The following is a 21591-nucleotide window of genomic DNA, read 5'->3' on the forward strand; positions in this document are numbered from 1 at the left end:
CGCGCCGCAGGCTCCACCTCCGGCCTGCAGAGATCGCGTCACAGGAGGAAGAGAGGGTGGAAATGTTGGACCGTCTATTTGGAACTGCCGAGCCGATGGCGCCGCGTGCGCCGGTCAAGACAGGCATGGGTGACCCGGACGTGCTGTCGTCCATGAAGGACACTGGGGACGCCCGCAAGCGTCTGCGCTGGTGGTGCCAGGAGGCGAACAAGGAGCCACAGGCGCACTTCTTGACTATCGACCCCTCGATGGCGTGCGCCATGATGGAGCGGAACCAGGACGACGAATGGCGCAATCGCCCGTCGAGCGAGAAGGGCGTGCGCCGCTACGTCCGCGCCATGAAGACTGGGTGGAAGCTCACAGGCGAGACGATCGTGTTCGGCCGCAGCGGGCGTCTGCTCAACGGTCAGCACCGCCTCAAGGCGTGCATGGACTCCGGGGCGACGTTCCCGTGTCTCGTCGCGTTCGGGATCGACGACAACGCCTTCACGTTCATGGACAGTGGCATCAAGCGGACCGCCGGGCACATCTTCGCGATCGACGGGGTGCCGAACGCTGCCGGTGCCTCGGCTGCGGCTCGTCTTCTCTACGGCTACGACAAAGAACGGGATTGGGGCGGGAACGCGCCGGACGTCGACAGCGACCCGCTGCTTGCCTTTTACCACGAGAACGAAGGACTGGCCGAAAGCGTGAACGTCGGCCAGCGTCTGTATCACACCCGCCTGATGGTCATCAGTTGGGCGTCGTTCCTGCATTACGTGATGACGCGCAAGAGCCGGTCCGAGGCCAACGACTTCTTCGAGAAGCTGATCACCGGCATTGGGCTCACCAGTAAGAACGACCCGGTGTGGAAACTTCGGAACAAGCTCGAAACCAACGCGCGGTCCGACAGCGCCAGTCTCAGCCTACCGCACATCGGCGCGTTTACAGTCCAGGCGTGGAACGCCGTCCGGACGGGGTCATCTCGTGACCTGTTCCGTTGGCGCGGCGAGCAGGCCCCCAACCAGTCCTTCCCGCGAGTGGTGTGACGTCATGAAGCTGGACAACATCGAAGTCTCGGCGGTCATCGTGCCGCCGGGTCGGCGGGAGCCAAACATGGCACGGGTCCGCGAGATCGCGGAAAGCATCCGCCGTGTCGGGTTGCTCCAGCCGATCGTCGTGCGCGAGCAGGCGCACGGCTACAAGCTAATCGCCGGGCGCCATCGGCTCGCGGCGGTCACTCTCTTGGAAGAGCCGTTCATTGACGCCTTCTTGTTCAAAGGAGACGACATCGGCCAACGGCTAGCCGAGATCACGGAGAACCTGCACCGAGCGGACCTGACGGCGCTTGAACGCGACGAGCAACTAGCCGAGTGGATTAGGCTAACTGAGGCGCAGCAAGTTCAATCGTTCCAATCTGAAACGATTGAAAGCAAGCGAGTAGACGGCAAGGGGCATCGGCAAGAGGGCGGCGTTAATGCTGCCGCCCGCGACCTCGGCGTCAGCAAGGCAGACGCCCACCGCGCCATGAAGGTGTCGACCTTGTCAGAGTCGGCTAAGCAGGCCGCTCGCGACGTCGGACTCGACAACAACCGCACGGCGCTGCTGAAGGCGGCGGCGGTGCCGGTCGATCGTCAGGCCGAAGCGATCAGGCAAGAAGCCGAGGCGCGCAAGAAAGACAACAAGGCCCGCAACGAGATCATCCGCGACGACCACACGGAAGAATTCGCCGAATGGCTATATCAGCACGGCGGGCAGGAGCTCCCGTCGCTGATCTCGTGGCTTGAAGTCTGCAAGCCGAAAGAAGTGATCGAGGCATTGCGGCGCATTTCACGAGGGGCCGCCGCATGACCGGCACCTCGTCCTACGACACCCTGAGCCCCGGCTGGACCGACGAGCGCGTGGCAGAGCTGCGCCAGCTGTGGGCTGACGGACTATCGGCCTCTCAGATCGCGGTCGAGCTTGGCGGCGCGACGCGGAACGCCATTCTAGGCAAGGTCAACCGGATGAAGCTTGAAGCGCGAGGCCGCGGCCACATCGTCAAGCCGCGCGGCGAGCCTCGCCCCAAGCCCGACAAGCGCAGCCACGCCCGGAAGCCCGACACGGATAAGCGCGCCCCGGTCCGCCGTCCGCCCGTGATCGAGCCCGACGACACCCCACTGAGAGCCGCGCCGATCGAGTGCGTGGTCCCGCTGCTCGACCTGACCGAAGGCATGTGCCGCTACCCGTCCGGCGACGGTGCCGACATCCGGTTCTGCGGCGCCCCGAAGGCGCGCGGCTCGTGGTGCGCGACGCATGCCGCGCTCGTGTACGTGCCGCTGCACCGCCGGCCGGAGGGCGTCGACTACCGGGTGAAGCGGGGCGACGCGATGAATGCGATCCGCTGGCGGCAAGGTCGCGGCACGACGCAATACGCGGCTGAGTGATCACGACAACCGAAAGGCACCAGCATGGACAAGGAAATGCACGCTTTGGCCGAGCGGTGGGCCAACCTGGAAGACCAGCGGAAGCAGATCGCCGACGACATCAAGGATCTGCGCGCCGAAGCCGAGGGCCGAGGCTACGACCCGAAGCTGCTCGCCAAGACCGTGCGCATCATGCGCATGGAGGCCGACAAGCGCGCCAAGGAACTGGACCAGCACCAGTTATTCGATGTGTACCTCGCCGGCTGCGGCCTGATCGCGAGCGCTCCGGTCGGCCGAGCCGTGGAGCGCGCGGCGAAGAGCACCAAGCCGCGCCGCGCCACCCCAGACCACGACTCCGACGGAGTCATCCACGAGCCGGCGAGCCACGACGAGGCGGCCTGCACGCTCGACACGGAGGAGGGCGACAAGGCCGACGACTTGGACCCGGCTGGCCGCGATTGGGAGCCGCCGCCGGCCGATAACGAGGTCAGGGAGGCGACTGCCGCCGCGAACGAACTCGCTCGCCTGCTACGTGAAGACGGCGCGACTGGTTCGCTGAGCTTCCGCGACGAAGACGGGACCGAGCGCGACATCACGCCAGCCGTGATCGCTGCGGTCGGCCGGTCCGCGATCGACGACGGCCTCGACATCCCGGCCAACCTGCGGCGGTTCTGATGACCGCGATCGTCCTCGACCTTCCGATTCCGCCCCTCGTGAACCGCACCCGTCGCATCGACTGGTCGGCGCACCGTTTGGTCAAGGCGTGGCGCCGCACCGCCGACGGCCTGATGCTCGTCGCACGCTGTCGCAAGGTCGATCCGATCAGGCTCGCCGCGCCGCTCGACAGGTTCGAAGTCGAGATCATGCTCTCGTCCGAGCACACCAAGGGCGACCTCGACTCGGTGATCAAGACGACCATCGACTACCTCAAGCACGCCGGCCTGATCGTCGACGACGCGCAGAAGCATCTCCGCCGGCTGACCGTGGGTTGGACATGCTCCGAATACGCGAGCGAGGGCATGCGCGTCACAGTGCGGGAGGTGATTTCCTGATGCTCGACCACAGTTGTCAGGTTCAGAGAGCCCCGCTATCCGAGCGCGGAGACGACTTCTATGCCACCCCGCCGGTCGCGGTCGAGGCGCTGTTGCAGGTCGAGCGGTTGCCGCGCCTGATCTGGGAACCAGCATGCGGCGACGGCGCGATTGTCAACGTGCTCCGCGCGGCCGGATATGACGTGGCCGCCACGGACTTGGTCGACCGCGGTTGTCCGGACAGCGCGGCCGGCATCGACTTTCTGATGGAACACCGCGCGCCCGCGGGCGTCCAATGCATCGTGACCAATCCGCCGTTCAAGCTGGCGGAAGAGTTCGTCGTCAAGGCGCTCGATCTCTGCCCGCGCGTCATCATGCTTCTGCGCCTCGCCTTCCTGGAGTCAGAGCGGCGGTCGTCAATTCTGGACTGTGGCCGGCTGGCGCGCGTGCATTGTTTCTCGCGCCGCATCCCGATGATGCACCGCGGCGGGTACGAGGGAAAAAAGATTGGCAACAGCGGCATGGCGTTCGCGTGGTTTGTCTGGAATCGCGACCATCGCGGGCCGACCGAAGCCATGAGCCGGATGAACATTGAGCAGCGCGATTTGATTATCGCTCTGGCGAAGGCCGGCACGCCACCAATCGAGATCGTGCGCAAGCTGGCCGACTGCTACCAGCGCGTCGGGCTGGAGACGGTCAGAAACGTCATTACCTATGAGCGAAGCAGGGGGCGGCTGATTCCCCGCTGCACCCGCCGCGGCGCTCCGATTGTCATGCCAGACGTCAAGGCCAGCCTGAGAGAGCACGCTACTCGACGCCGGATGACGGTCCGGGCGCTCGCGCGGGAGATCATCACGACTGTGGTTGCGTCCGGGATGGTTGATGCCGTGCTCGACGACGGGGTGCAGCCATGACGCCTCAATCCCGCGACCCGCTGCACCGGGAGATCGCCGCGCTTCGTGAGCAGGTCGAGGGGCTGCAAGCGGGGATCGATCGGCTTCGGCAGATCAATGCAGTCGACCCGTTCGAGCCGCCGATCCCATGGGCGCAGACGCAGGCTGCGATTGATCGCCGATACATGCGGCTTTTGATCAAACGCGCCAAACTCAGCCGCGCCTACCGGGACGTCCTACAGACAATCGTGAACCTCTGGTTCCGCAACCGGAGCAACGGCGGGGTCATCCATCCCGGCAGGTCCAAGATCGCAAAGATGGCCCGGGTCTCGGTTCCGACCGTCACCCGAGCACTGTCGGAATTCCGCGAAAGGTCGTTCATCAAGGCGACGGCGTACCAAGATGGGGGAGCAAGGGTGACCCGTTATCTGGTCGACCTGAACGCCATCCGAGACGCGCTTACGCCGCCCCATCTCATCCCCGTGACGGTTCCGGGCACGCTCGGCAAGATCGTTGATCTGAGAGAGCGCGATCTGCCGAAAGAATACGACGAACCAATCGGTTACGATGCATGGCTAGCCGATACCGACTATCACTGTAACCCGGATCAAAATGATCCACGGATAATAGACTCTCCTAGAGATGAATTCGACCAGCGCTCTCCCGAGCCGATAGGCACGGAAGGCCCCGGCCAAGAAGAGACCGGGCAGGATGTCCGGCTCCCTGGTTCCAATGTCATCCCGTTTCGCCCGTGGTCGTCCATCTTTTGGCTAGGGTCATCTTCGATGCTCACGGCTTCGTCGCCACGTCAGCTCCGCCCGCATCAGCAGTCCGCAATCGACATGCTTCGGGACTCGCTTCGCGCCGGGAACAAGCGAGTGATCCTTCAAGCGCCCACAGGATTCGGCAAGACGATCACGGCCGTAAAGATCATCGGCGCTTCTCTGGCTAAGGGGCACAGGGTGCTGTTCACGGTGCCGAGGCTGTCTCTGGTCAATCAGGCGATTGCCGATTTCGAGCGGGACGGTCTGTCTCATGTCGGCGCGATGCAGTCCGACCACCCGCGAACCGACGACAGTGCTCCGGTTCAGGTCGCCACGGTCCAGACGCTCAAGCGTCGGCTGCGCAATGGCAACATGGACGAGAATTTCGGGTTGGTGATCGTCGACGAATGCCACGAGGATTTCACGGTCATTCGCGAAATGATGGCCCGCTGGCCGACGCGAGTGTTCGTCGGTCTCTCTGCGACGCCATGGACGATCGGGCTCGGCAGGCACTGGCAAGACCTGCGTATTGCCGCGACGATCGGATCGCTGATCGAGGCGGGCTACCTGTCGAAGTTCGTAGCGTTCGCCCCGGACAAGCCGGACTTGAGCAAGGTCCGAACGGTTGCTGGGGACTATGCCGAAAACGACCTTGAGCAGGTGATGAGCGAAAACAAGCTCGTCGGCCACGTCGTGCAGACGTGGCTTGAGAAGGGGGGAAACCGGCCGACGCTGGTGTTCGGCGTGAATTGTAGTCACGCCAAGGTTTTGCAGGAACAGTTTCTGAGAGCCGGGGTGTCGGCGGGATACTGTGACGCACACACCGACATCGTGGCGCGCGAGCATTTGAAGCGCCAATTCATCAGCGGCGAGATCAAGGTTGTCTGCTCAGTCCGGACGCTCACCACAGGCGTCGACTGGCCGGTGTCGTGCATCGTGGACGCCGCCCCGACCAAATCCGAAATGCTCCATGTGCAGCGCATCGGCCGTGGGCTCAGGATCAACCCAGGCACCGAAGACCTCGTGATCTTGGACCACGCCGGGAATTCGCTCCGGCTCGGGCTCGTGACCGATATCCACCACGCGGTGCTCGACAAGGGTGAGGGCGGGAAGGCGAAGGCGCGGCGGAAAGCGGAAAAGCTCCCGAGGGAATGCAGCGCGTGCGGCGCGCTCCACACTGGCCGGGTCTGCCCTGAGTGTGGACACGAGAGCCGGCGCCCGTGTGAGGTCGAGACGGTTGACGGCCGCTTGGTCGAGATCACCGGTCGGGCGAAGGCGCCAACCCAAGCCGAGAAACAACGGTTCTGGAGCATGGCGCTCGACATGGACGACCATCGGAAGCGTGGCGGAAAGCTGGCTCTCGGGCTCTACAAGTCGAAATTCGGTGTGTGGCCCCGCGGCTTGCTCGACGTGCGGATCCCGTTCGACGGCGCGTTCCAGCGCTACGAGCAGAGCCGGAGAATTAGGTGGGCAAAGAAGATGGAGTCTGAGCGTCGTGCTGTTGGGGGCGTTCGATGAAGGACCAGACGAAACTCGAAACGCGCCTCGGGCATGGCGTTTGTGGGGTTTATTCGATCGCAACGCCAACGGGAAAAGAGTACATCGGCTCAAGTGTTGACGTTCGCCGGCGGTGGTATGAACATCATTGGCGAATGAAGAACGGGAGGTCGAGCAGCCCTCAGTTGAGCAGGGCGTATGGGAAATATGGCTTGTTGTTGAAATTCTCCGTTCTGGAGGAATGCGACCCAGGCGAACTGAGGCGTCGTGAACAGTGGCATATAGACACACGAAAGCCTGCTCTGAATGCGTCTGATAATGCTTATTGTGCCGCGTTGTGGGCGGCCAAGAAGGGGGCGCAATTATCAGCGGGTGCTCAAGCGCGCCGCTGCGCCGTTGAAGATAGCATGGGCCGCCTGTACGAAAGTATTACATTTGCGGCAAAGACTATGGGTTGCTCGCAAGCGATGATGGCTCGGCGGATAGCCCACCATGATCCGTTTCCATGTGGGCTCCGATTTAGACGAATCGGTGAGATTTGGAAGCCGCTTCGCCCATCTCCTGAGGTGCGGAAGCGTGATGCCATAATCAAATCTCAGATTGAGCGACGCGCGGCTGGTAAGCTGGTCCACAGTGAGAAGGCGAAACTTGAGAAGAGCCTACGGACTAAGGGGGTTCCGTGGAGTCAGGAGCGACGGGCTAAGTTCTACGCCAAGAGCATGCTGAAGCAGCGTGGTGCCGCCTGATGGCGTTTCACGAGAAGACAGCCCTGGCGGCGACCGGGAAGTGGCGCGGCATCCTGCTCAGCTTCGGCGTTCCGGAGCGCGCCCTGTCAGGCAAACACGGCCCGTGCCCGATCTGCGGCGGGACTGACCGGTTCCGGTACGACGACAAGGACCGTCGGGGCACCTGGATATGCGGCCAGTGCGGGGCAGGCGATGGGATGAAGTTGGCGATCGAGTTTACCGGCAAGCCATTTTCCGAGGTCGCGGCCCGCATCGACGAGATGCTCGGCAACCTAAAGCCGGATTCGACGCTGCCGAAGGTCGACTTGACGGACGAGCAGCGCATCAAGGCTCTGAGGGCCATTTGGGTTGAGACCCGTCCTGTGACCCCGGGCGATCTGGTGCATCGCTATTTCGATGCGCGCGGGATTGAGGAGCGGGTCGTCTATCCGAGGGCTCTTCGGTTCGGCGAGCGCCTCAGGGACGGGGATGGTGGTGTCCGACCAGCTTTGGTCGCCATGGTCGGGTTGTTCGGAGTGCCGAAGTTTGTGTCGATGCATCGGACGTTTTTGCGGCCGGACGGACTCGCTAAGGCCGAAATGCCATCGCCTCGCAAGCTGATGCCCGGGAGCCTCCCGGATGGTGCCTGCGTCATGCTGAGCGACTACACCCACGGCCCCCTTGGGATCGCCGAGGGGATCGAGACTGCACTGAGCGCCAGCATCCTGTACGAAATGCCGGTGTGGGCTGCGATCAATTCGGCTCTCATGGCGAAATGGCACCCGCCACCAGCGTGCGATGAGGTCGCCATTTTCGGGGACAACGACCCGAAATACGGCGGTCAGTATGCGGCCTATTCGCTCGCCCACCGTCTCGCCGTCAAGAATATCGAGGTGTCAGTGCATATCCCCCCGATCGTCGGGCAGGACTGGAATGACGTCCTTATGGCGTCCCGGGGCCTGTCAGGCGGTGCCTAGCAGAAAGGGCAAGCGGCATGACCCTCACCGTCCACAACGCACCAGAGCGGCCGTCTCAGCCCGCTGTCGCGGCCGGGGCTTACCCGTACTGGCTCATCGCCCTGATCGAGCCGCAGCACGAAAAGCGGGCGCGTGACTGGCTATGGGAGTCCGCCGAGATCCCGAGCTATCTGCCGGTCGAGCGGGTGACGCAGGTGCGGCGAGGCCGAAAGGTCGATGTCGAAAACCTGATGATCCGGGGCTACCTGTTCGTGCCGGCGCTGTACGCCAACCATGCCCAGATCCAGCGTGACGAGGTCCGCGGCATCCGAGGTCAATGGCGTTACGCCAGCGGCGCGCTGAAGCTGGTGCCTGACGCCGCGCTCAACCCGATTCGGACGATCGAGGCCAACCTCAACGACCCGGCGTGGCTCGCCGGCAAACCGCGCAAGTATCGAGCGGGGCAGGCCGTTCGGCTGATCGATGGCGCGTGGCGCGGGCTGATTGCCACGGTCGACTCGCTTCGGGATGGGCAGAGGATCGTGGTGGACATCGGCGGGGTGCTCGGGCACGTCGAGCTTGGGGAGGAGCACGTAACCCCGGCCTGATCCGCTTGACAAATCAACATGAGTCTGCATTACCTGCATGCAGCGTAGCGTGACCGCCCCGGCAATGCCCTGAGAGATGGGCGAGGACCGCGCACTTGGGCAACGGTCCAGGCTCAGGACACCGTTCTGAGTCGGCGTGCTGCTGCATCCACCGAAATCGCGAGACGAGATGCCCAGGCCACCGGCCATGCCGGATGAGGCACGGGCATCCGGTCCCATAGGACCCGACATGACCGTCACCCTCGTGCTGTGGCTGATCGTCGGTGGTGTCGACATCGCCGGACCGGGCATCCGCATGCCGGACCTCGCTACATGCCAGGCGCAGGCCGAGAAGTTCATGGCGATTGCGCCCCCCGATGAGGCGCAAGCCTACGGTGCGGCGTGTCTGATCACCCTTGGGAGCCGCAGCTAGGTGGCTCGCCTATCAGCCCGACAGCGTGGCTACTCGACCGCGTGGGACAAGGCCAGGGCTGGCTTCCTGCGCGATCATCCCTGGTGCGCGATATGCCTCAAAGCAGGCCGCTACACCCAGGCAACAGTGGTTGACCACATCAAGCCGCATCGCGGAGATCAATCTCTGTTTTGGGATAGGTCGAACTGGCAAGCCTTGGACGCGACATGCCATTCGAGTGCGAAGCAGAAGGCGGAGAAAAGCGGCAAGCCTGTGAGGGTGACCGGGGTAGACGGGTGGCCGATCGATTGACCCCTACCCGGGTCTGGATCTTGGGGGAAATAGGGGCAGGACCGCGCCGGTAGTTGACTTTTCATAACCGGCCCCAAAAAAGGTTCCATAACACATGACGCCTCGCGGACGGAAATCTGCCGCCTCGCTTGAGGTTCTTCCGGCGAAAATTGAGGCTGTTCAACGACCTGACGCGCCATACGACCTGACGGACGAGCAGGCGGCGGAGTGGTGGGCGGTCGTCAATCGGATGCCGGCGGACTGGTTTCCGCGCGAGACGCACGGGATGCTGACCGCGTATTGCCGGCACGTTGTGGCGGCGCGCCGGGTGGCGCAACTGATCGAGCAGGCCGAAAAAGCCGACCCGTTCGACGTCGCGAACTACAACACGCTGTTGATCATGCAGGAGCGCGAGGGCCGGGCGCTGTCGTCGCTCGCCACCCGGATGCGTCTTTCTCAGCAGGCCACGTTTGACAAGAAAAAGTCCAAACCGATCCAAGGCAAGAAGCCTTGGGAGGCCTGAGACCCGCGCTGAGCGGAACATCCGGTGGATCGAGGAATTTTGCCGAATTCCAGAAGGGCGCGACGTCGGCAAGCCGGTTCGGCTCAGGCCATGGCAGCGCGACGAGATTCGTAAGATCTACGACAACCCGGCCGGCACGCGCCGGGCGATCCTGAGCTTCGGGCGGAAGAACGCCAAGACGACGCTGTCGGCGTTCCTCTTGCTTCTCCACCTGTGCGGCCCGGAGGCGCGGCCGAACTCGCAACTGTTCTCGGCGGCGCAATCCAGGGATCAGGCCGCGCTGCTGTTCGCGCTGGCTGCGAAGATTGTCCGCATGTCGCCGGACCTCTTGGGCGTGGTAACGCCACGCGACACGGCAAAGCAATTGTACTGTTCCGATCTCGGGACGCTATACCGAGCGCTGTCGGCAGAGGCCAGCACGGCATACGGGCTCAGCCCGGTGTTCATCGTCCACGACGAGCTTGGCCAGGTGAAGGGGCCGCGTTCCGAACTCTACGAGGCGCTGGAGACAGCAACCGGGGCGCAGGACAGTCCGCTATCGATCATCATCTCGACACAAGCGCCGACTGATTCAGACCTGTTGTCGCTTCTGATTGATGATGCGATGGCTGGGCACGACCCGCGGGTCACGGTCTCACTCTATACGGCGCCGCAAGAGGACGACCCGTTCGTCGAGGCGACCATCCGAAAGGCCAACCCGGCGTTCGGAGACTTCCTGAACGCCACCGAAGTCCTGGCGATGGCGGCTGACGCCAAGCGGATGCCGAGCCGCGAGTCGGAGTACCGCAACCTCGTCCTCAACCAGCGCGTCGAAGCGGCGTCACCGTTCGTTTCTCGTGCCCTGTGGCAGTCCTGTGGCGCCGACCCGTTGTCGATCGAAGACGTTGAGGTGTACGGCGGACTGGACCTCTCAGCGGTCAACGATCTGACAGCGCTGGTCCTGATTGGAAAGGTCTCCGGGGTTTGGCAAGTCCACCCCACGTTCTGGCTCCCCCGTGACGGGCTGGCAGACAAATCAAGGACTGATCGCGTCCCCTATGATCTGTGGGAGCGGCAGGGTCAGCTTTGCACCGCGCCTGGGCGATCGATCGACTATGAGTTTGTGGCGAGCATTTTGCGCGAACAATGCCGAGCGCTCGACATTCGCAAGATCGCGTTCGACCGTTGGAACTTCAAGCACCTCAAACCGTGGCTGCTTCAAGCCGGGTTCACAGAGGACGAGATCGCGGAACGGTTCGTCGAGTTCGGGCAGGGCTTCCAGTCGATGAGCCCGGCGCTGCGCGACCTCGAAAGTGAGATCTTGAACGGCCGGATCGCACACGGCAACCACCCGGTTCTTGCGATGTGTGCGGCGAACGCCGTGGTGCAGACAGACCCGAGCGGGAATCGCAAGTTGGCGAAGAACAAGAGCAGCGGGCGGATCGACGGCATGGTTGCTCTTACCATGGCAATGGGCGCGGCGCCGTCGGAAGACGAATCCGCCCCCCGCCCCTTCATCACCTTCCTCTGAGGCATCGGTCGTATGAGCTGGAGGAAGTGGCTGTTCTGGAAGACTCCGACCGAGGTCAAAGCGGTCGAGTTTTCGCCGGAACTGCTCTCCGCGATCCTGACCGGGTCGTGGGGCGGCCCGGCCAAGTCCGGCGCCTCGGTGTCGACCGGCTCGGCCCTGCAGGTGGCGGCGTGGTGGCGCGGCATCAACGTGATCGCCGACGGCATCCGCCAACTGCCGGTCGAGATCTACCGCGAGCTGCCGGACGGCCGCGGCTCGGAGCCGGCCAAGGACCACCCGCTCTACGACGTTCTGCGGCACAAGCCGAACCAGCACCAGAGCGCGGCCGACTTCTGGGGCACGGTGCTGCTGCACGCCGCCGGCGCCGGCCGGTCGGTGAGCTACAAGAACACGGTCGCCGGGCAGGTCCGTGAGCTCATCCCGGTCCGGCCGGACTGGGCGCATGTCGAGACGCTGGCCGACATGAGTCTGCGCTACCGCGTGACGTTCGAGAACTCGCGCAGCGCGACGCTCGAGCAGAACGAGGTGTTCCATCTCCGCGGCCCGAGCTGGGACGGCGTGGACGGGCTCAACCCGGTCGACCTCGGTCGCGAGGCGCTCGGCCTCGCCATGGCGACCGAAGAAAGCCATGCGAGGTTCCACGCCAACGGCGCGCGGCCCAGCGGCGCGCTGGTCGCGGACAAGGCGGCGAAGGCACTTGACCCTGCGGAGATCGACCGGCTCCGCGCGATGTTCGAGGAGAAGTACGTCGGCACGGCCAATGCCGGGAAGCCGATGATCCTGCAGGGCGGGCTCGACTGGAAGCAGATGCAGATGACGGGCGTCGACGCCCAGCATCTCGAAACCCGCAAGCACCAGGTCGCCGAGATCGCCCGCGTGCTCCGGCTGTGGCCGATCATGCTCGGGCTCGGCGGCGACGAGAGCCCGACGTTCGCGAGCGCCCTGGAGTTCATGCGGGCGCACGTCCGGTTCAGCCTGCAGCCGTGGCTCACGTCTATCAAGGGGGCGATCGAGTGCCAGCTTCTGACGCCTGAGGAGAGGCGCGAAGGCTACCACGTCAAGATCGACACGGCCGAACTGCTCCGCGGGTCACCGCAAGAGCGCGCCGAGGCCTACAAGGCCGCGCTCGGGACGAACTCGTCGCCGGGTTGGGTGTCGATCAACGAGGTCCGCGAGGACGACGGGTGGAATCCGCTTGAGGGTGACCAGTTTTCGCGCCCGTGGACGCCGAAAGACTACGGCATGGACGGCGGAACCGCTGACGATCAGGGCGCGCTAGCTGATGGCGAGTTCTACGACGAGAACGGCGACCCGGTCGAGCCCGATCAGATCGTGAAGGTCGACGGCGAATGGTACGAGATCAAGCGGAAGGTTAGCAAGAAACCGGCCGGTGGCGCGCGACCGGACTTTCGCGAGGAGCTGCACCGCCGGGACCGCGGCGGACGGTTCGCGCCGAAGCCCGATGCCAACCGCGGCGCCGCGCCGTCTCGTGATTATTCCAGCTATACCATGGACGACGGCGCGCTCCGGGCCGGGCGCGACGCTGGGATCTGGACCGACGAGGCCGACGCGAAGCGGCTGGTCGACAAGATGATGTCCGGGGTGCCGGTGGGTGAGCGGCTGCAGGTGACCGTGACGCGCATGCCGTCCGGCGACATCTTCGTCCGCGGGCAATCGGCCGGCGCGCGCGTCGAGCGCAGCTTTACGCGCGACGTCGAGTACGAGGCCGAGACGGGCCGCGTCGGTTACAAGGCCCGACACGAGCTGTTCTCGCTCGCGCCGAGCTATCAAGGCGGCGGGCACGCCAAGAAGATGCTCCGCGACGCGATCGACGAGTATCGGGCTCGCGGAATCACGGCGATCGAAGCGCAAGCGAACATCGACAAGGGCGGGTACGTGTGGGCGCGCCTCGGTTTCCGGCCACAGGCGCGAGCGACGAGGTTGATCAGGTCGGACACGCTCGATCACGTCGCGAAGTCGACGAAGCTCTCCGCTGCGCACAAGAAAATCATCACGGACATCGTGAACAACAGCAGCGACGACGACCTGATGTTCAACCTCGCCGCAGCGCGCGGCCCGCGCGGCAAGAAGATCGGGTACAGCCTGCTCGCCGGCTCAAACTGGTTCGGACGGCTCGACCTCACAAACGCAAAGGCCTACCGACGCGCCGTAAGGGCTTTGGCGTCCTGATCAATCTGATCTGGCGTTGTCTTGGTCTGCACCATCAGCGTCAGCAGCATGGAGACGGGCTTCGGAACAGGGTACTCACCGGAAAGCCACCGCCTGACCTGCCGTCCGTTGCCGTGGCCTAGAAAGCGACCGGCGGACTCTTGGGAAAGCCTGAGTTTGTTGAGGGCGGCGCGTAGCTGAGACGGGGTCATGGTCAGCCCCGCATCTTCGCCTGCCGTTGGTTCGGGGTCAGCGCAAACCACCGGCGATTGATCTCGGCAGAAATCAGGTCGAGATTGCGCTGAGCCATGGCGCGGGTCTGGGGCCGGCTGGTGGTGTCGGCGACGTCCTGGAGCCGGAGCTGCTCGGCTCCGAGTTGTTCGGTGGCCCATGTCCGGTACTCGGCGCGGGCGGCGGCGGCGGTGTTGAGGTTGGTGGTCACTGGTTTCCCCTCCGTTTCAATATCTGAACTATAGCGGACAACTCGTCCTAGGTCAAGCGGTCCTATGAAAGATTCCGTGGTCTACGACTTTTCCGGTTTTGCTCCGGCTGATGCGACCGACGGCACGGAAGAACTCCTGCCGGACGGCGATCTCGACGACCTCGACGATGACGAGGCGCTGGTCGGGTTGCTGAAAGATGCCATCGCCGCCGGGGCGGCTGGCGAGAAGGACTAACGCAATGGACATCCACGTCCTCGGCGCATCGCTCGAAATCAAGTTCATGGACGGCGGCGACTGCGCGCCCGGCACGTTCGAGGGCCTGGGAGCGGTTTTCGGCAACGTCGACAGCGTCGGGGATCTGATCGAGCCCGGCGCGTTTTCCAAATCGCTCTACGCCTGCAAGGCCTGCGGCAAGTACCCGCCGATGCGCAAGATGCACGGCATGGGCGCGTCGAGCCTCGACCCGATCGGGGTCTGGGATCACATGGAGGAGGACAGCCGCGGCCTGATTGTCAAGGGCCGGCTCGTTGGGCTCGACACCGAGCAGGGCAAATGGAACTACGCGCAGCTCCGCGAAGGCGCGCTGAAGGGCCTCTCGATCGGCTACCGCGTGTCGCCGAATGGCTCGCGCCGCGGCTCCGGCAAGATGGGCGAGCCAGCCCGCTACCTGAAACAGATCGACCTCAAGGAGGTCAGCCTCGTCGACATGCCGGCGAACGCGCTGGCCACGGTCACGGCGATGAAGAGCCTGTACGGCGCCGCCGCCGACATCAGTTTCGATCCTCGCGAGATGGAGGGCGCCCTGCGTGATGCCGGGCTCTCGCGCGCCGACGCCGTCAAGGGCGTGGCGGTCTTCCGCACCTACCTCCGGCGTGATGCCGGGGATGCCGATCCTGCCCTTCGTGACGAAGCGGCCGCGGCTGAGCTGGTCACTGCCATCAAGGCGGCGGCCGATCGCCTCCGGGCCCTGTAGCCCGACCGCACGAAGGACCATCATCATGGAAGACGCGAAGCAGGCCATCGACGGCCTGATGACGGCGTTCGAGGAGTTCAAGTCCACGAACGACGCCCGTCTGAAGGAGATCGAGAAGAAGGGCACGGCCGACCCGGTCGTGACCGACAAGCTCAGCAAGATCGAGAACACGATCGCTGGCTTCGAGGGCATCAACCAGCGGCTCACCCAGGCCGAGGCGCAGAAGAAGGCGCTCGACGACCTGAAGAGCCAGTTCGACGCGATCGAGCTGAAGGTCGGGCGCATCGTCGGCAAGCCGCGCGACGAGGGCGAGAAGAAGGGGCGGGTCGAGACTTGGCTGCGCGCCGCTTGGCGGGCTCATGCCGTCGGCAAGACCAACCTCTCGGCCGATGAGGCCAAGGCCCTCGACGCGGTCGAGACCGAGATGAAGGCCCTCAACGTCGGCACCGACACAGCCGGCGGATTCCTCGCGCCCACCGAGTATGTGCGCGAGATCATCAAGGGCATCACCGATGTCAGTCCGGTTCGCAGTCTCGTCCGGGTGCGCCCAACGGCGAACAAGGCCATCCAGATCCCGGCTCGCCGCGGTCAGTTCGCCGCGCAGCGCGTCGGCGAGCAGGGCACGCGCACCGAGACGACCGGTCTCACCTACGGTCTGGAGGAGATCACCGCGCCGGAGATGTACGCGCTGGTCGACATCTCCCGGCAGATGATCGACGACGCGGCCTTCGATATGGAGGGCGAGATCCGGATGGAGGCCGAGGAGCAGTTCGCCGTGAAGGAGGGCGCCGAGTTCGTCTCCGGCACCGGCGTCGGCCAGCTCGAAGGCATCCTGTCGAATTCGTCCGTCGCCGAGACCAACTCCGGCGCCGCGACGGCGATCGCCGCGGACGGCATGATCAATCTCTTCCACGGCATCAAGACGGCCTACACGCGGAATGCCACTTGGGTCCTCAACCGGACCACGCTGGGCTCGGTTCGGAAGCTCAAGGACACGACGAACCAGTACCTGTGGCAGCCCGGCGTCGCCAACGGCGTCCCGAACTCGATCCTGGGCGCGCCCTATGTCGAGGTGCCGGACATGCCGAACGAGGCGGCGAACGCCTACCCGGTGGCGTTCGGCGACTTCCGGCGCGCCTACACGCTGGTAGATCGCATCGTGATGGAACTGCTGCGTGACCCCTACACGCAGGCCACCAGCGGCAACATCCGCTTCCAGTTCTGGAAGCGGGTCGGCGGCAAGGTCACGCTCGCCGAGGCGATTCGGAAAATGAAGTGTTCGACCTGACGAAGGTCCGGCGCCGTCGGCCCCGGCCGGCGGCGTTCACCTCTCCCGCAATCAGAACTGAGGACAGATCGTCATGGACGACCTCTACAGCTCCCTCAAGGTGACCCGTGTCATCCCGCCCGTCGCGGTCGGCACCACGGGCACCGGCCAGACCGGCAAGATCATTGATCGGCAGGGCTACGTCGGCCCGGTCCTGTTCACCGTCGGCTACGGAGCCATCACGTCGAGCACCGCGGTGTTCACGGTAACGGTGAAGGAGGGCGATGTCACCGGCACGCTCACCTCCGTGGCCGACACCGACCTGATCGGCACCGAGTCCGCGGCCGGCCTCGCCGCCGGCGCCCGCACGTCGAACTCGACCAAGCTGGTCACCAAGAAGATCGCCTACAAGGGCGCCAAGCGGTACGTGCAGTGCAACGTGAAGAGCACTGCCACGGCCGGCACCCCGGTGCACGTCGACGCGTTCCAGCGCGCCGCGTCCGCCCCGGCGAGCTGATCACGACACTTGCCCCGGGCCGGCCCCGAACTCCGGCCCGGGGTTCCTCAGCGTCTCCGAACAGCGCAGGACACGAGATGAGCCTCGACAACGGCGAGCGCCAGGTCGCGCCGACCATCGACGGAATCCGGGCCGACCACGTCGCCCGCTACAGGTGGGCCGCCGAGCGGCTGCCGGCCGGCTCCCGCGTGCTCGACGCGGGCTGCGGCATCGGATACGGCGCCCGCATCCTGGCCGAGGCCGGCCACAAGGTCGTGGCGCTGGACCGCAGCGCCGAGGCGCTCGCCTACGGCCGCGAGCACTACGACCACGAGGGCATCGCCTGGCGCACCGGCGACCTGTCCGACCTCGGCGTGCTGCCCATGCTCGACGCCGTGGTCTGCTTCGAGGCGATGGAGCACCTCGCCGAGCCGATCGCGTTCCTGCGTGAGGCCCGCCGGGTTGCGCCGCGGCTCCTGCTCTCCGTTCCGAACGAGCTCGGCATGCCGTTCGGCCGCCGCGGCTACGCCTTCCACCACCGGCACTACACGCCGGACCAGCTCGGATGGCACCTCGCTCGGGCCGGATTTGAGCCGAGCCTCTGCGGGTGGCAGGCGGACGCGGTCTCGCCAGTCATGGAAGAGTGGACGAGCACCGAGAGCTACCCGCGAACCCTAGTGGTCGACGCCAAGCGCGTCGCCCCGGCGCTGAACCTCGGCCCGGAGCCGGCCACGCCAGAGCGCGCCCCGCGCCACGTCGTCATCCTCGGGCTCGGCCCGTCGCTGGAGACCTTCGTCGACCTCGTGAAGCGCATGGGCGGCGCCTCGGCGCTCTGCGACGAGGTCTGGGGCATCAACGCGGTCGGCGACGTCATCGCGTGCGACAAAATTTTCCACCTTGACGACGTAAGGATCCAACAGGCGCGCGCCGAGGCATCTCCGACTAGCAACATCGCCGCGATGCTGCGCTGGATGAAGCGCCATCCCGGCCCGATCTACACCAGCCGGACCCATCCCGACTTCCCCGGCCTCGTCGAGTACCCGCTTCAGGACGTGCTCAACTCGATCGGGTTCGCCTACCTCAACAGCACCGCGGCCTACGCCGTGGCCTACGCGATTCACATCGGCGTACAGGAGATCGGCCTGTTCGGCCTGGACTTCAGCTACGCCAACAGCCACCAGGCCGAGAAGGGCCGCGGCTGCGTCGAGTTCCTGCTCGGCATCGCACACGCCCGCGGCATCCGGATCGGGTTCCCCGAGACCACCACGCTGATGGACGCGTGCGCACCGAACGACGAGCGGCTCTACGGCTACGACACGGTCCACGTCGACCTCGCAGGCGGCGGCGACGAACCGATCACCGTGGCGCTCCGCGAGCGTGAGACGATCGCGACGGCGGCCGAGATCGAGGCCCGCTACGACCACGCCCGGCCCACCGTGCCGGCCGAGATGCTCGCCAAGGCCGCGGGCTGACGACAGGAGATCTACATGGCGGCTGCGCAACTGATCGCGACCGGGGACACGGCGACGAGCTCGTCCGACCAGACGGTCGCCGATGGCTCGACGCTGACCGTGGCGCTCAAAGGCGTCACGGGGTCTCAGGCCCGCGTCCTGATCGAGCTGAAGGACGACGGCGGCACCTACAACGTGGTTGGCGAACTGAACTCGCTGCAGCCCGCCACTGTGATCGCGGCGCCCGGCGTCTACCGCCTCACCCGCGTCGCCGGCGCGACCTGCGGGGTCTACAGTGGGTAGCCCGCTCCGTCCGGTGCTGCGGCCTCTGTTGAGGAGCCCGCTGCGCGATCCGCTCACCACGGGACAGGGTGTGCGGGTGACCCCCACGTTGCGAAACGTGGCCACGCGGTGCGCGATTCCGAACGTTCTGAGCACGACACTCAAGTATGCGAACGCGCGCCGCGCGCACTACGCTCGGGACGCGATTGCGTCGTTGCAGATCGTCATCCCGAATTTCTACGTCAAGGCGACTGCCGCGACCGGAGAGGCTGGGACCGGCGGCACCGCGACCGTGTCGGCGAGCATCGAGTATCCGCTCGGAACGCGCACACAGGTGCTGTTCTCCGGGGTCGCGACAGGTTCGATCCCGAACAACAGTTACATCGTTTCCGACGCGGTTGCTGTGTCGATTCCGAAGGATGCTCTATTTTACGTCTGGCTGCATTGGGAGAATGCGTCTGGGTTCCCTTATAGGAATTACACCGGTAACAATCCTGGCGTGTTCGCGAGCGACGGCTACGAGTATTCGGCCTCGTCGCTCGCGGACAAGACGATGAGCGGGACGATCGCCAACAATTCTCCAACCAACACCAATGTATTCGGCTGCTGCGCGATTATTGCGATGTCGAAGCGGCCGGCGGTGCTGCTGATCGGCGATAGCCGATGCCTCGGTACGCGGGACTCCAATGTCGCAGGGTTCGGCGACCTCGGTGAGGTGGAGAAGAGCATCGGCCCGTCGCTCGCGGTTGCGAATTACGGAATTTCGTCGCTCACGGCGCAGGGGTGGAACAACTCGCACGCGAACCAAGTCGCGTTGGCCCAGTATTTTCAGAACATCGTCATTCAGATTGGGGTCAACGATCTGTACAGCGGCGCATCGGCCGCAACTCTCATCACCAGAAACACGACGATCGCCGGAAACTTCACGGGAAAACGCATTTTCTATACGACGATCCCGCCAGAGACGACGTCGACGGACAACTGGGCGACGGAAGTAAATCAGACGCCGGTGTCGGTTGAGAACGACACACAGCGGAAATCTTACAACGCCTCGGTTCGGGCCGGGTTGTCCGGAGCGTACGGCTATTTCGAAATCGCCGATGTGGTCGAAAGCGCACGGGATAGTGGCATATGGAAAGCTGGCTACACGCCTGATGGTGTGCACGAAAACGCAACGGCGACGGCCGCGATCAAGGCGAGCGGTAACATCAACGCGACGGTTTTCGCGGCTACCTGACCCACCCACACCCCAATCTCAGTTGTGCCCCATCGCGAGGCAAGATGAAACTCACCATCCTGAAACCCTTCCCCTACGCCGCAGACCACATCAACGCCGTGATGGTCGAGCCCGGAGAGGCCGAGATCGCGGACGACGTGGCTACCGGACTGATCGTCGAGGGCTACGCGCGCGACCCTGCCAAGCCGCAGCCGATCCCGATGCAGCAGGTGCCGGTCGACAAGCCGGCGGCGCCCGCCGCCGAGAAGCGCAAGGCCTGACCATGCTCGTCGTCACCACCGCGGCGGCCCGGACCGATCTCACGACGCTGGAGCGGGTCAAATCCGACCTCCGGATCGAGGGCTCGGCCGAGGACGCCTACCTCCGCGGCCAGATCGCGGTGGCGACCGACCTGATCACGCGGCACCTCGGCGTTGTGCCGGCCGGCCGGTCCCGCACGCTCGGGCGCGAGACCTTGGTCGAGACGCTCCGCCCGGACCGCAGCCGCGAGCTCCTGCTCCTGTCGCGCACCCCCATCGTGTCGATCGCGTCGGTGGTCGAGGCTGACGAGACGGTGGACGCCGCGGAATACGAGATCGAGGACGCCGCGGCCGGTATGGTGCGCCGGCTCGACGCCGACGGCGATCCCGCGCTCTGGGCGACCGGCCGGATCGTGGTGACATACACGGCGGGGTGGCTGATGCCTGGCGATGCCAGCGCCGACCTGCCTGCCGCGATCGAGGCGGCCGCGATCGAGCTCGTCGGCTCGTTCCGCTCGGCGCGCGGCCGCGACCCGCTGGTGCGCTCCGAGAGCGTGCCGGGGCTCGGCGACACCTCGTATTGGATCCAGTCACCCATGGAGGCGGGCGAGCTGCCGCCGTCCGTCGCGACCAAGCTCGCCCCGTATCGGAGGATCGCGCTGTGATCAGCCCGCTCAACCTCGGCGACTCCGTCATCGGCGCAGCCACGGCGGCCGCGGGCGAGGTCATCACGTCTTCGGCCGACATCAACGGCGCGACGCAGGCCTACCTGGAGATCGAGGACGACGTCTCCGCGGTCCTGCTGTCGGTCAACTTCACGTACGGGTCTGGCGGGAGCACCCTGAAGGTCATCGTCGAGACCAGCGTCGACGGTGGCACGACCTGGACCGAGGTCTATCGCGCGGCCTTCACCACGGCGAGCGGCCAGCGCCTCGTCAACCTGTCGGCACTGACCCCGGTGAGCCCCTACACCCCGGCCGCGCTCAGCGACGATGCGGTCAAGGACGGCATCATCGGCCCGCGCTGGCGGGCTCGCAAGATCGTGAGCGGGACCTACGCGGGGAATTCGAGCCTGTCGGTTCGGATGGTGCCGCGGCGATGAGCCCGGAGGCGGCCCGCGCGATGTACGCGCGCCTGATGCAGGGCGGCCAGACCGTCACCATCAGGCGTCGGACCGGCGCCGGGTCGAACCCGCCAACCTTCGAGTTTGCGGTCCGCGGCCGGCATTCCGGCTTCGACCCGGCTTCGTTGGTCGGCGGCATCGTCCAGGGCGACAGTCAGGTGATCATCCTCGCGGAGGATCTTGCCGGCGTCGGGTTCGCACTACCGTTCCGGACGACCTATGACGCCGTGATTATCGACGGGCAAAGCTACAGCATCAAAGCGCCAGTGCCGCGCCGGGCGAGCGACGGGACGATCGTGGCGTACGAACTGCAAGTCACGGGTGGTGGGAAGTAATGG

The 21591-nt window shown here is 65.2% G+C and carries 27 protein-coding genes; 26 read left to right on the forward strand and 1 reads right to left on the reverse strand.

All coding sequences use genetic code 11. The features are described from left to right. The first annotated feature begins 56 nt into the window (after window positions 1–56). The 15 genes from CCR97_RS07820 (at window position 57) to CCR97_RS07890 (ending at window position 13763) form a co-directional block, all read left to right on the forward strand. On the forward strand, window positions 57–1028 hold the full coding sequence (locus CCR97_RS07820; protein WP_146618611.1) for a hypothetical protein: 972 nt from the start codon (window positions 57–59) through the stop codon (window positions 1026–1028). A 4-nt stretch (window positions 1029–1032) separates the two neighbouring features. Continuing rightward, window positions 1033–1830 (forward strand): ParB/RepB/Spo0J family partition protein, encoded by a 798-nt coding sequence (locus CCR97_RS07825; RefSeq protein WP_111355229.1) that lies wholly within the window; start codon window positions 1033–1035, stop codon window positions 1828–1830. Beyond that, a complete protein-coding gene (locus CCR97_RS07830; RefSeq protein WP_111355230.1) occupies window positions 1827–2405 on the forward strand; it encodes a GcrA family cell cycle regulator in 579 nt (192 codons plus the stop codon). Before CCR97_RS07825 ends, CCR97_RS07830 begins: the two co-directional genes overlap by 4 nt. 24 nt (window positions 2406–2429) lie before the next feature. After that, window positions 2430–3059 carry a DUF2312 domain-containing protein gene (locus CCR97_RS07835; RefSeq protein WP_111355231.1) on the forward strand — a complete coding sequence of 210 codons (630 nt, stop codon included), beginning with the start codon at window positions 2430–2432 and terminating at the stop codon, window positions 3057–3059. Next, window positions 3059–3436, forward strand: a complete 378-nt coding sequence (locus CCR97_RS07840) for a RusA family crossover junction endodeoxyribonuclease (RefSeq protein ID WP_111355232.1) — start codon at window positions 3059–3061, stop codon at window positions 3434–3436. The genes CCR97_RS07835 and CCR97_RS07840 overlap by 1 nt, the downstream gene beginning before the upstream one ends. Then, on the forward strand, window positions 3436–4329 hold the full coding sequence (locus CCR97_RS07845; protein ID WP_201159425.1) for a hypothetical protein: 894 nt from the start codon (window positions 3436–3438) through the stop codon (window positions 4327–4329). Before CCR97_RS07840 ends, CCR97_RS07845 begins: the two co-directional genes overlap by 1 nt. Further along, window positions 4326–6590, forward strand: coding sequence for a DEAD/DEAH box helicase (locus CCR97_RS07850; RefSeq protein WP_111355233.1), 2265 nt, complete (start codon window positions 4326–4328; stop codon window positions 6588–6590). Before CCR97_RS07845 ends, CCR97_RS07850 begins: the two co-directional genes overlap by 4 nt. Then, window positions 6587–7315: a GIY-YIG nuclease family protein gene (locus CCR97_RS07855; protein ID WP_111355234.1), complete on the forward strand. Its 729-nt coding sequence runs from the start codon at window positions 6587–6589 to the stop codon at window positions 7313–7315. The genes CCR97_RS07850 and CCR97_RS07855 overlap by 4 nt, the downstream gene beginning before the upstream one ends. Beyond that, window positions 7315–8271 carry a toprim domain-containing protein gene (locus CCR97_RS07860; protein ID WP_111355235.1) on the forward strand — a complete coding sequence of 319 codons (957 nt, stop codon included), beginning with the start codon at window positions 7315–7317 and terminating at the stop codon, window positions 8269–8271. Before CCR97_RS07855 ends, CCR97_RS07860 begins: the two co-directional genes overlap by 1 nt. A gap of 17 nt (window positions 8272–8288) precedes the next feature. Then, window positions 8289–8858, forward strand: coding sequence for a transcription termination/antitermination protein NusG (gene nusG / locus CCR97_RS07865; protein WP_111355236.1), 570 nt, complete (start codon window positions 8289–8291; stop codon window positions 8856–8858). A gap of 229 nt (window positions 8859–9087) precedes the next feature. Next, a complete protein-coding gene (locus tag CCR97_RS07870) occupies window positions 9088–9270 on the forward strand; it encodes a hypothetical protein (RefSeq protein ID WP_111355237.1) in 183 nt (60 codons plus the stop codon). Next, window positions 9271–9561, forward strand: coding sequence for an HNH endonuclease (locus CCR97_RS32505; protein ID WP_111355238.1), 291 nt, complete (start codon window positions 9271–9273; stop codon window positions 9559–9561). A 94-nt stretch (window positions 9562–9655) separates the two neighbouring features. Next, window positions 9656–10063: a hypothetical protein gene (locus CCR97_RS07880; RefSeq protein ID WP_146618612.1), complete on the forward strand. Its 408-nt coding sequence runs from the start codon at window positions 9656–9658 to the stop codon at window positions 10061–10063. After that, window positions 10011–11573: a terminase large subunit gene (locus CCR97_RS07885; RefSeq protein WP_111355240.1), complete on the forward strand. Its 1563-nt coding sequence runs from the start codon at window positions 10011–10013 to the stop codon at window positions 11571–11573. The genes CCR97_RS07880 and CCR97_RS07885 overlap by 53 nt, the downstream gene beginning before the upstream one ends. 12 nt (window positions 11574–11585) lie before the next feature. Next, window positions 11586–13763 carry a phage portal protein gene (locus CCR97_RS07890; protein WP_111355241.1) on the forward strand — a complete coding sequence of 726 codons (2178 nt, stop codon included), beginning with the start codon at window positions 11586–11588 and terminating at the stop codon, window positions 13761–13763. Window positions 13764–13956: 193 nt separating this feature from the next. Here CCR97_RS07890 and CCR97_RS07895 read toward each other — a convergent pair whose 3' ends face one another. Beyond that, window positions 13957–14184, reverse strand: coding sequence for a hypothetical protein (locus CCR97_RS07895; protein WP_111355242.1), 228 nt, complete (start codon window positions 14182–14184; stop codon window positions 13957–13959). Window positions 14185–14260: 76 nt separating this feature from the next. Between CCR97_RS07895 and CCR97_RS07900 the strand changes: the two genes are divergently transcribed. The 11 genes from CCR97_RS07900 (at window position 14261) to CCR97_RS07950 (ending at window position 21588) form a co-directional block, all read left to right on the forward strand. Further along, window positions 14261–14419 (forward strand): hypothetical protein, encoded by a 159-nt coding sequence (locus CCR97_RS07900; protein WP_170145652.1) that lies wholly within the window; start codon window positions 14261–14263, stop codon window positions 14417–14419. A 4-nt stretch (window positions 14420–14423) separates the two neighbouring features. Next, the gene (locus CCR97_RS07905; RefSeq protein ID WP_170145653.1) at window positions 14424–15158 is read left to right on the forward strand and encodes an HK97 family phage prohead protease; all 735 of its coding nucleotides are present in this window, start codon (window positions 14424–14426) and stop codon (window positions 15156–15158) included. A 25-nt stretch (window positions 15159–15183) separates the two neighbouring features. Then, complete coding sequence (locus CCR97_RS07910; RefSeq protein WP_111355244.1) at window positions 15184–16446, forward strand: phage major capsid protein; 1263 nt, start codon at window positions 15184–15186, stop codon at window positions 16444–16446. Between the two features lie 73 nt (window positions 16447–16519). Further along, window positions 16520–16942 carry a hypothetical protein gene (locus CCR97_RS07915; RefSeq protein ID WP_111355245.1) on the forward strand — a complete coding sequence of 141 codons (423 nt, stop codon included), beginning with the start codon at window positions 16520–16522 and terminating at the stop codon, window positions 16940–16942. 77 nt (window positions 16943–17019) lie between these two features. Then, window positions 17020–18393, forward strand: coding sequence for a class I SAM-dependent methyltransferase (locus tag CCR97_RS07920; protein WP_111355246.1), 1374 nt, complete (start codon window positions 17020–17022; stop codon window positions 18391–18393). A 15-nt stretch (window positions 18394–18408) separates the two neighbouring features. After that, the gene (locus CCR97_RS07925) at window positions 18409–18675 is read left to right on the forward strand and encodes a hypothetical protein (RefSeq protein WP_111355247.1); all 267 of its coding nucleotides are present in this window, start codon (window positions 18409–18411) and stop codon (window positions 18673–18675) included. Next, window positions 18668–19891, forward strand: coding sequence for an SGNH/GDSL hydrolase family protein (locus CCR97_RS07930; RefSeq protein ID WP_146618613.1), 1224 nt, complete (start codon window positions 18668–18670; stop codon window positions 19889–19891). The genes CCR97_RS07925 and CCR97_RS07930 overlap by 8 nt, the downstream gene beginning before the upstream one ends. Before the next feature lie 44 nt (window positions 19892–19935). After that, the gene (locus CCR97_RS07935; protein WP_111355249.1) at window positions 19936–20151 is read left to right on the forward strand and encodes a hypothetical protein; all 216 of its coding nucleotides are present in this window, start codon (window positions 19936–19938) and stop codon (window positions 20149–20151) included. A 2-nt stretch (window positions 20152–20153) separates the two neighbouring features. Beyond that, the gene (locus tag CCR97_RS07940; RefSeq protein WP_111355250.1) at window positions 20154–20795 is read left to right on the forward strand and encodes a phage head-tail connector protein; all 642 of its coding nucleotides are present in this window, start codon (window positions 20154–20156) and stop codon (window positions 20793–20795) included. Beyond that, a complete protein-coding gene (locus tag CCR97_RS07945; RefSeq protein WP_111355251.1) occupies window positions 20792–21232 on the forward strand; it encodes a hypothetical protein in 441 nt (146 codons plus the stop codon). Before CCR97_RS07940 ends, CCR97_RS07945 begins: the two co-directional genes overlap by 4 nt. Continuing rightward, complete coding sequence (locus CCR97_RS07950; RefSeq protein WP_111355252.1) at window positions 21229–21588, forward strand: hypothetical protein; 360 nt, start codon at window positions 21229–21231, stop codon at window positions 21586–21588. Before CCR97_RS07945 ends, CCR97_RS07950 begins: the two co-directional genes overlap by 4 nt. Window positions 21589–21591: the final 3 nt, after the last annotated feature.

Origin of the sequence: Rhodoplanes elegans, assembly GCF_016653355.1 — a bacterium.
Lineage (GTDB): Bacteria > Pseudomonadota > Alphaproteobacteria > Rhizobiales > Xanthobacteraceae > Rhodoplanes > Rhodoplanes elegans.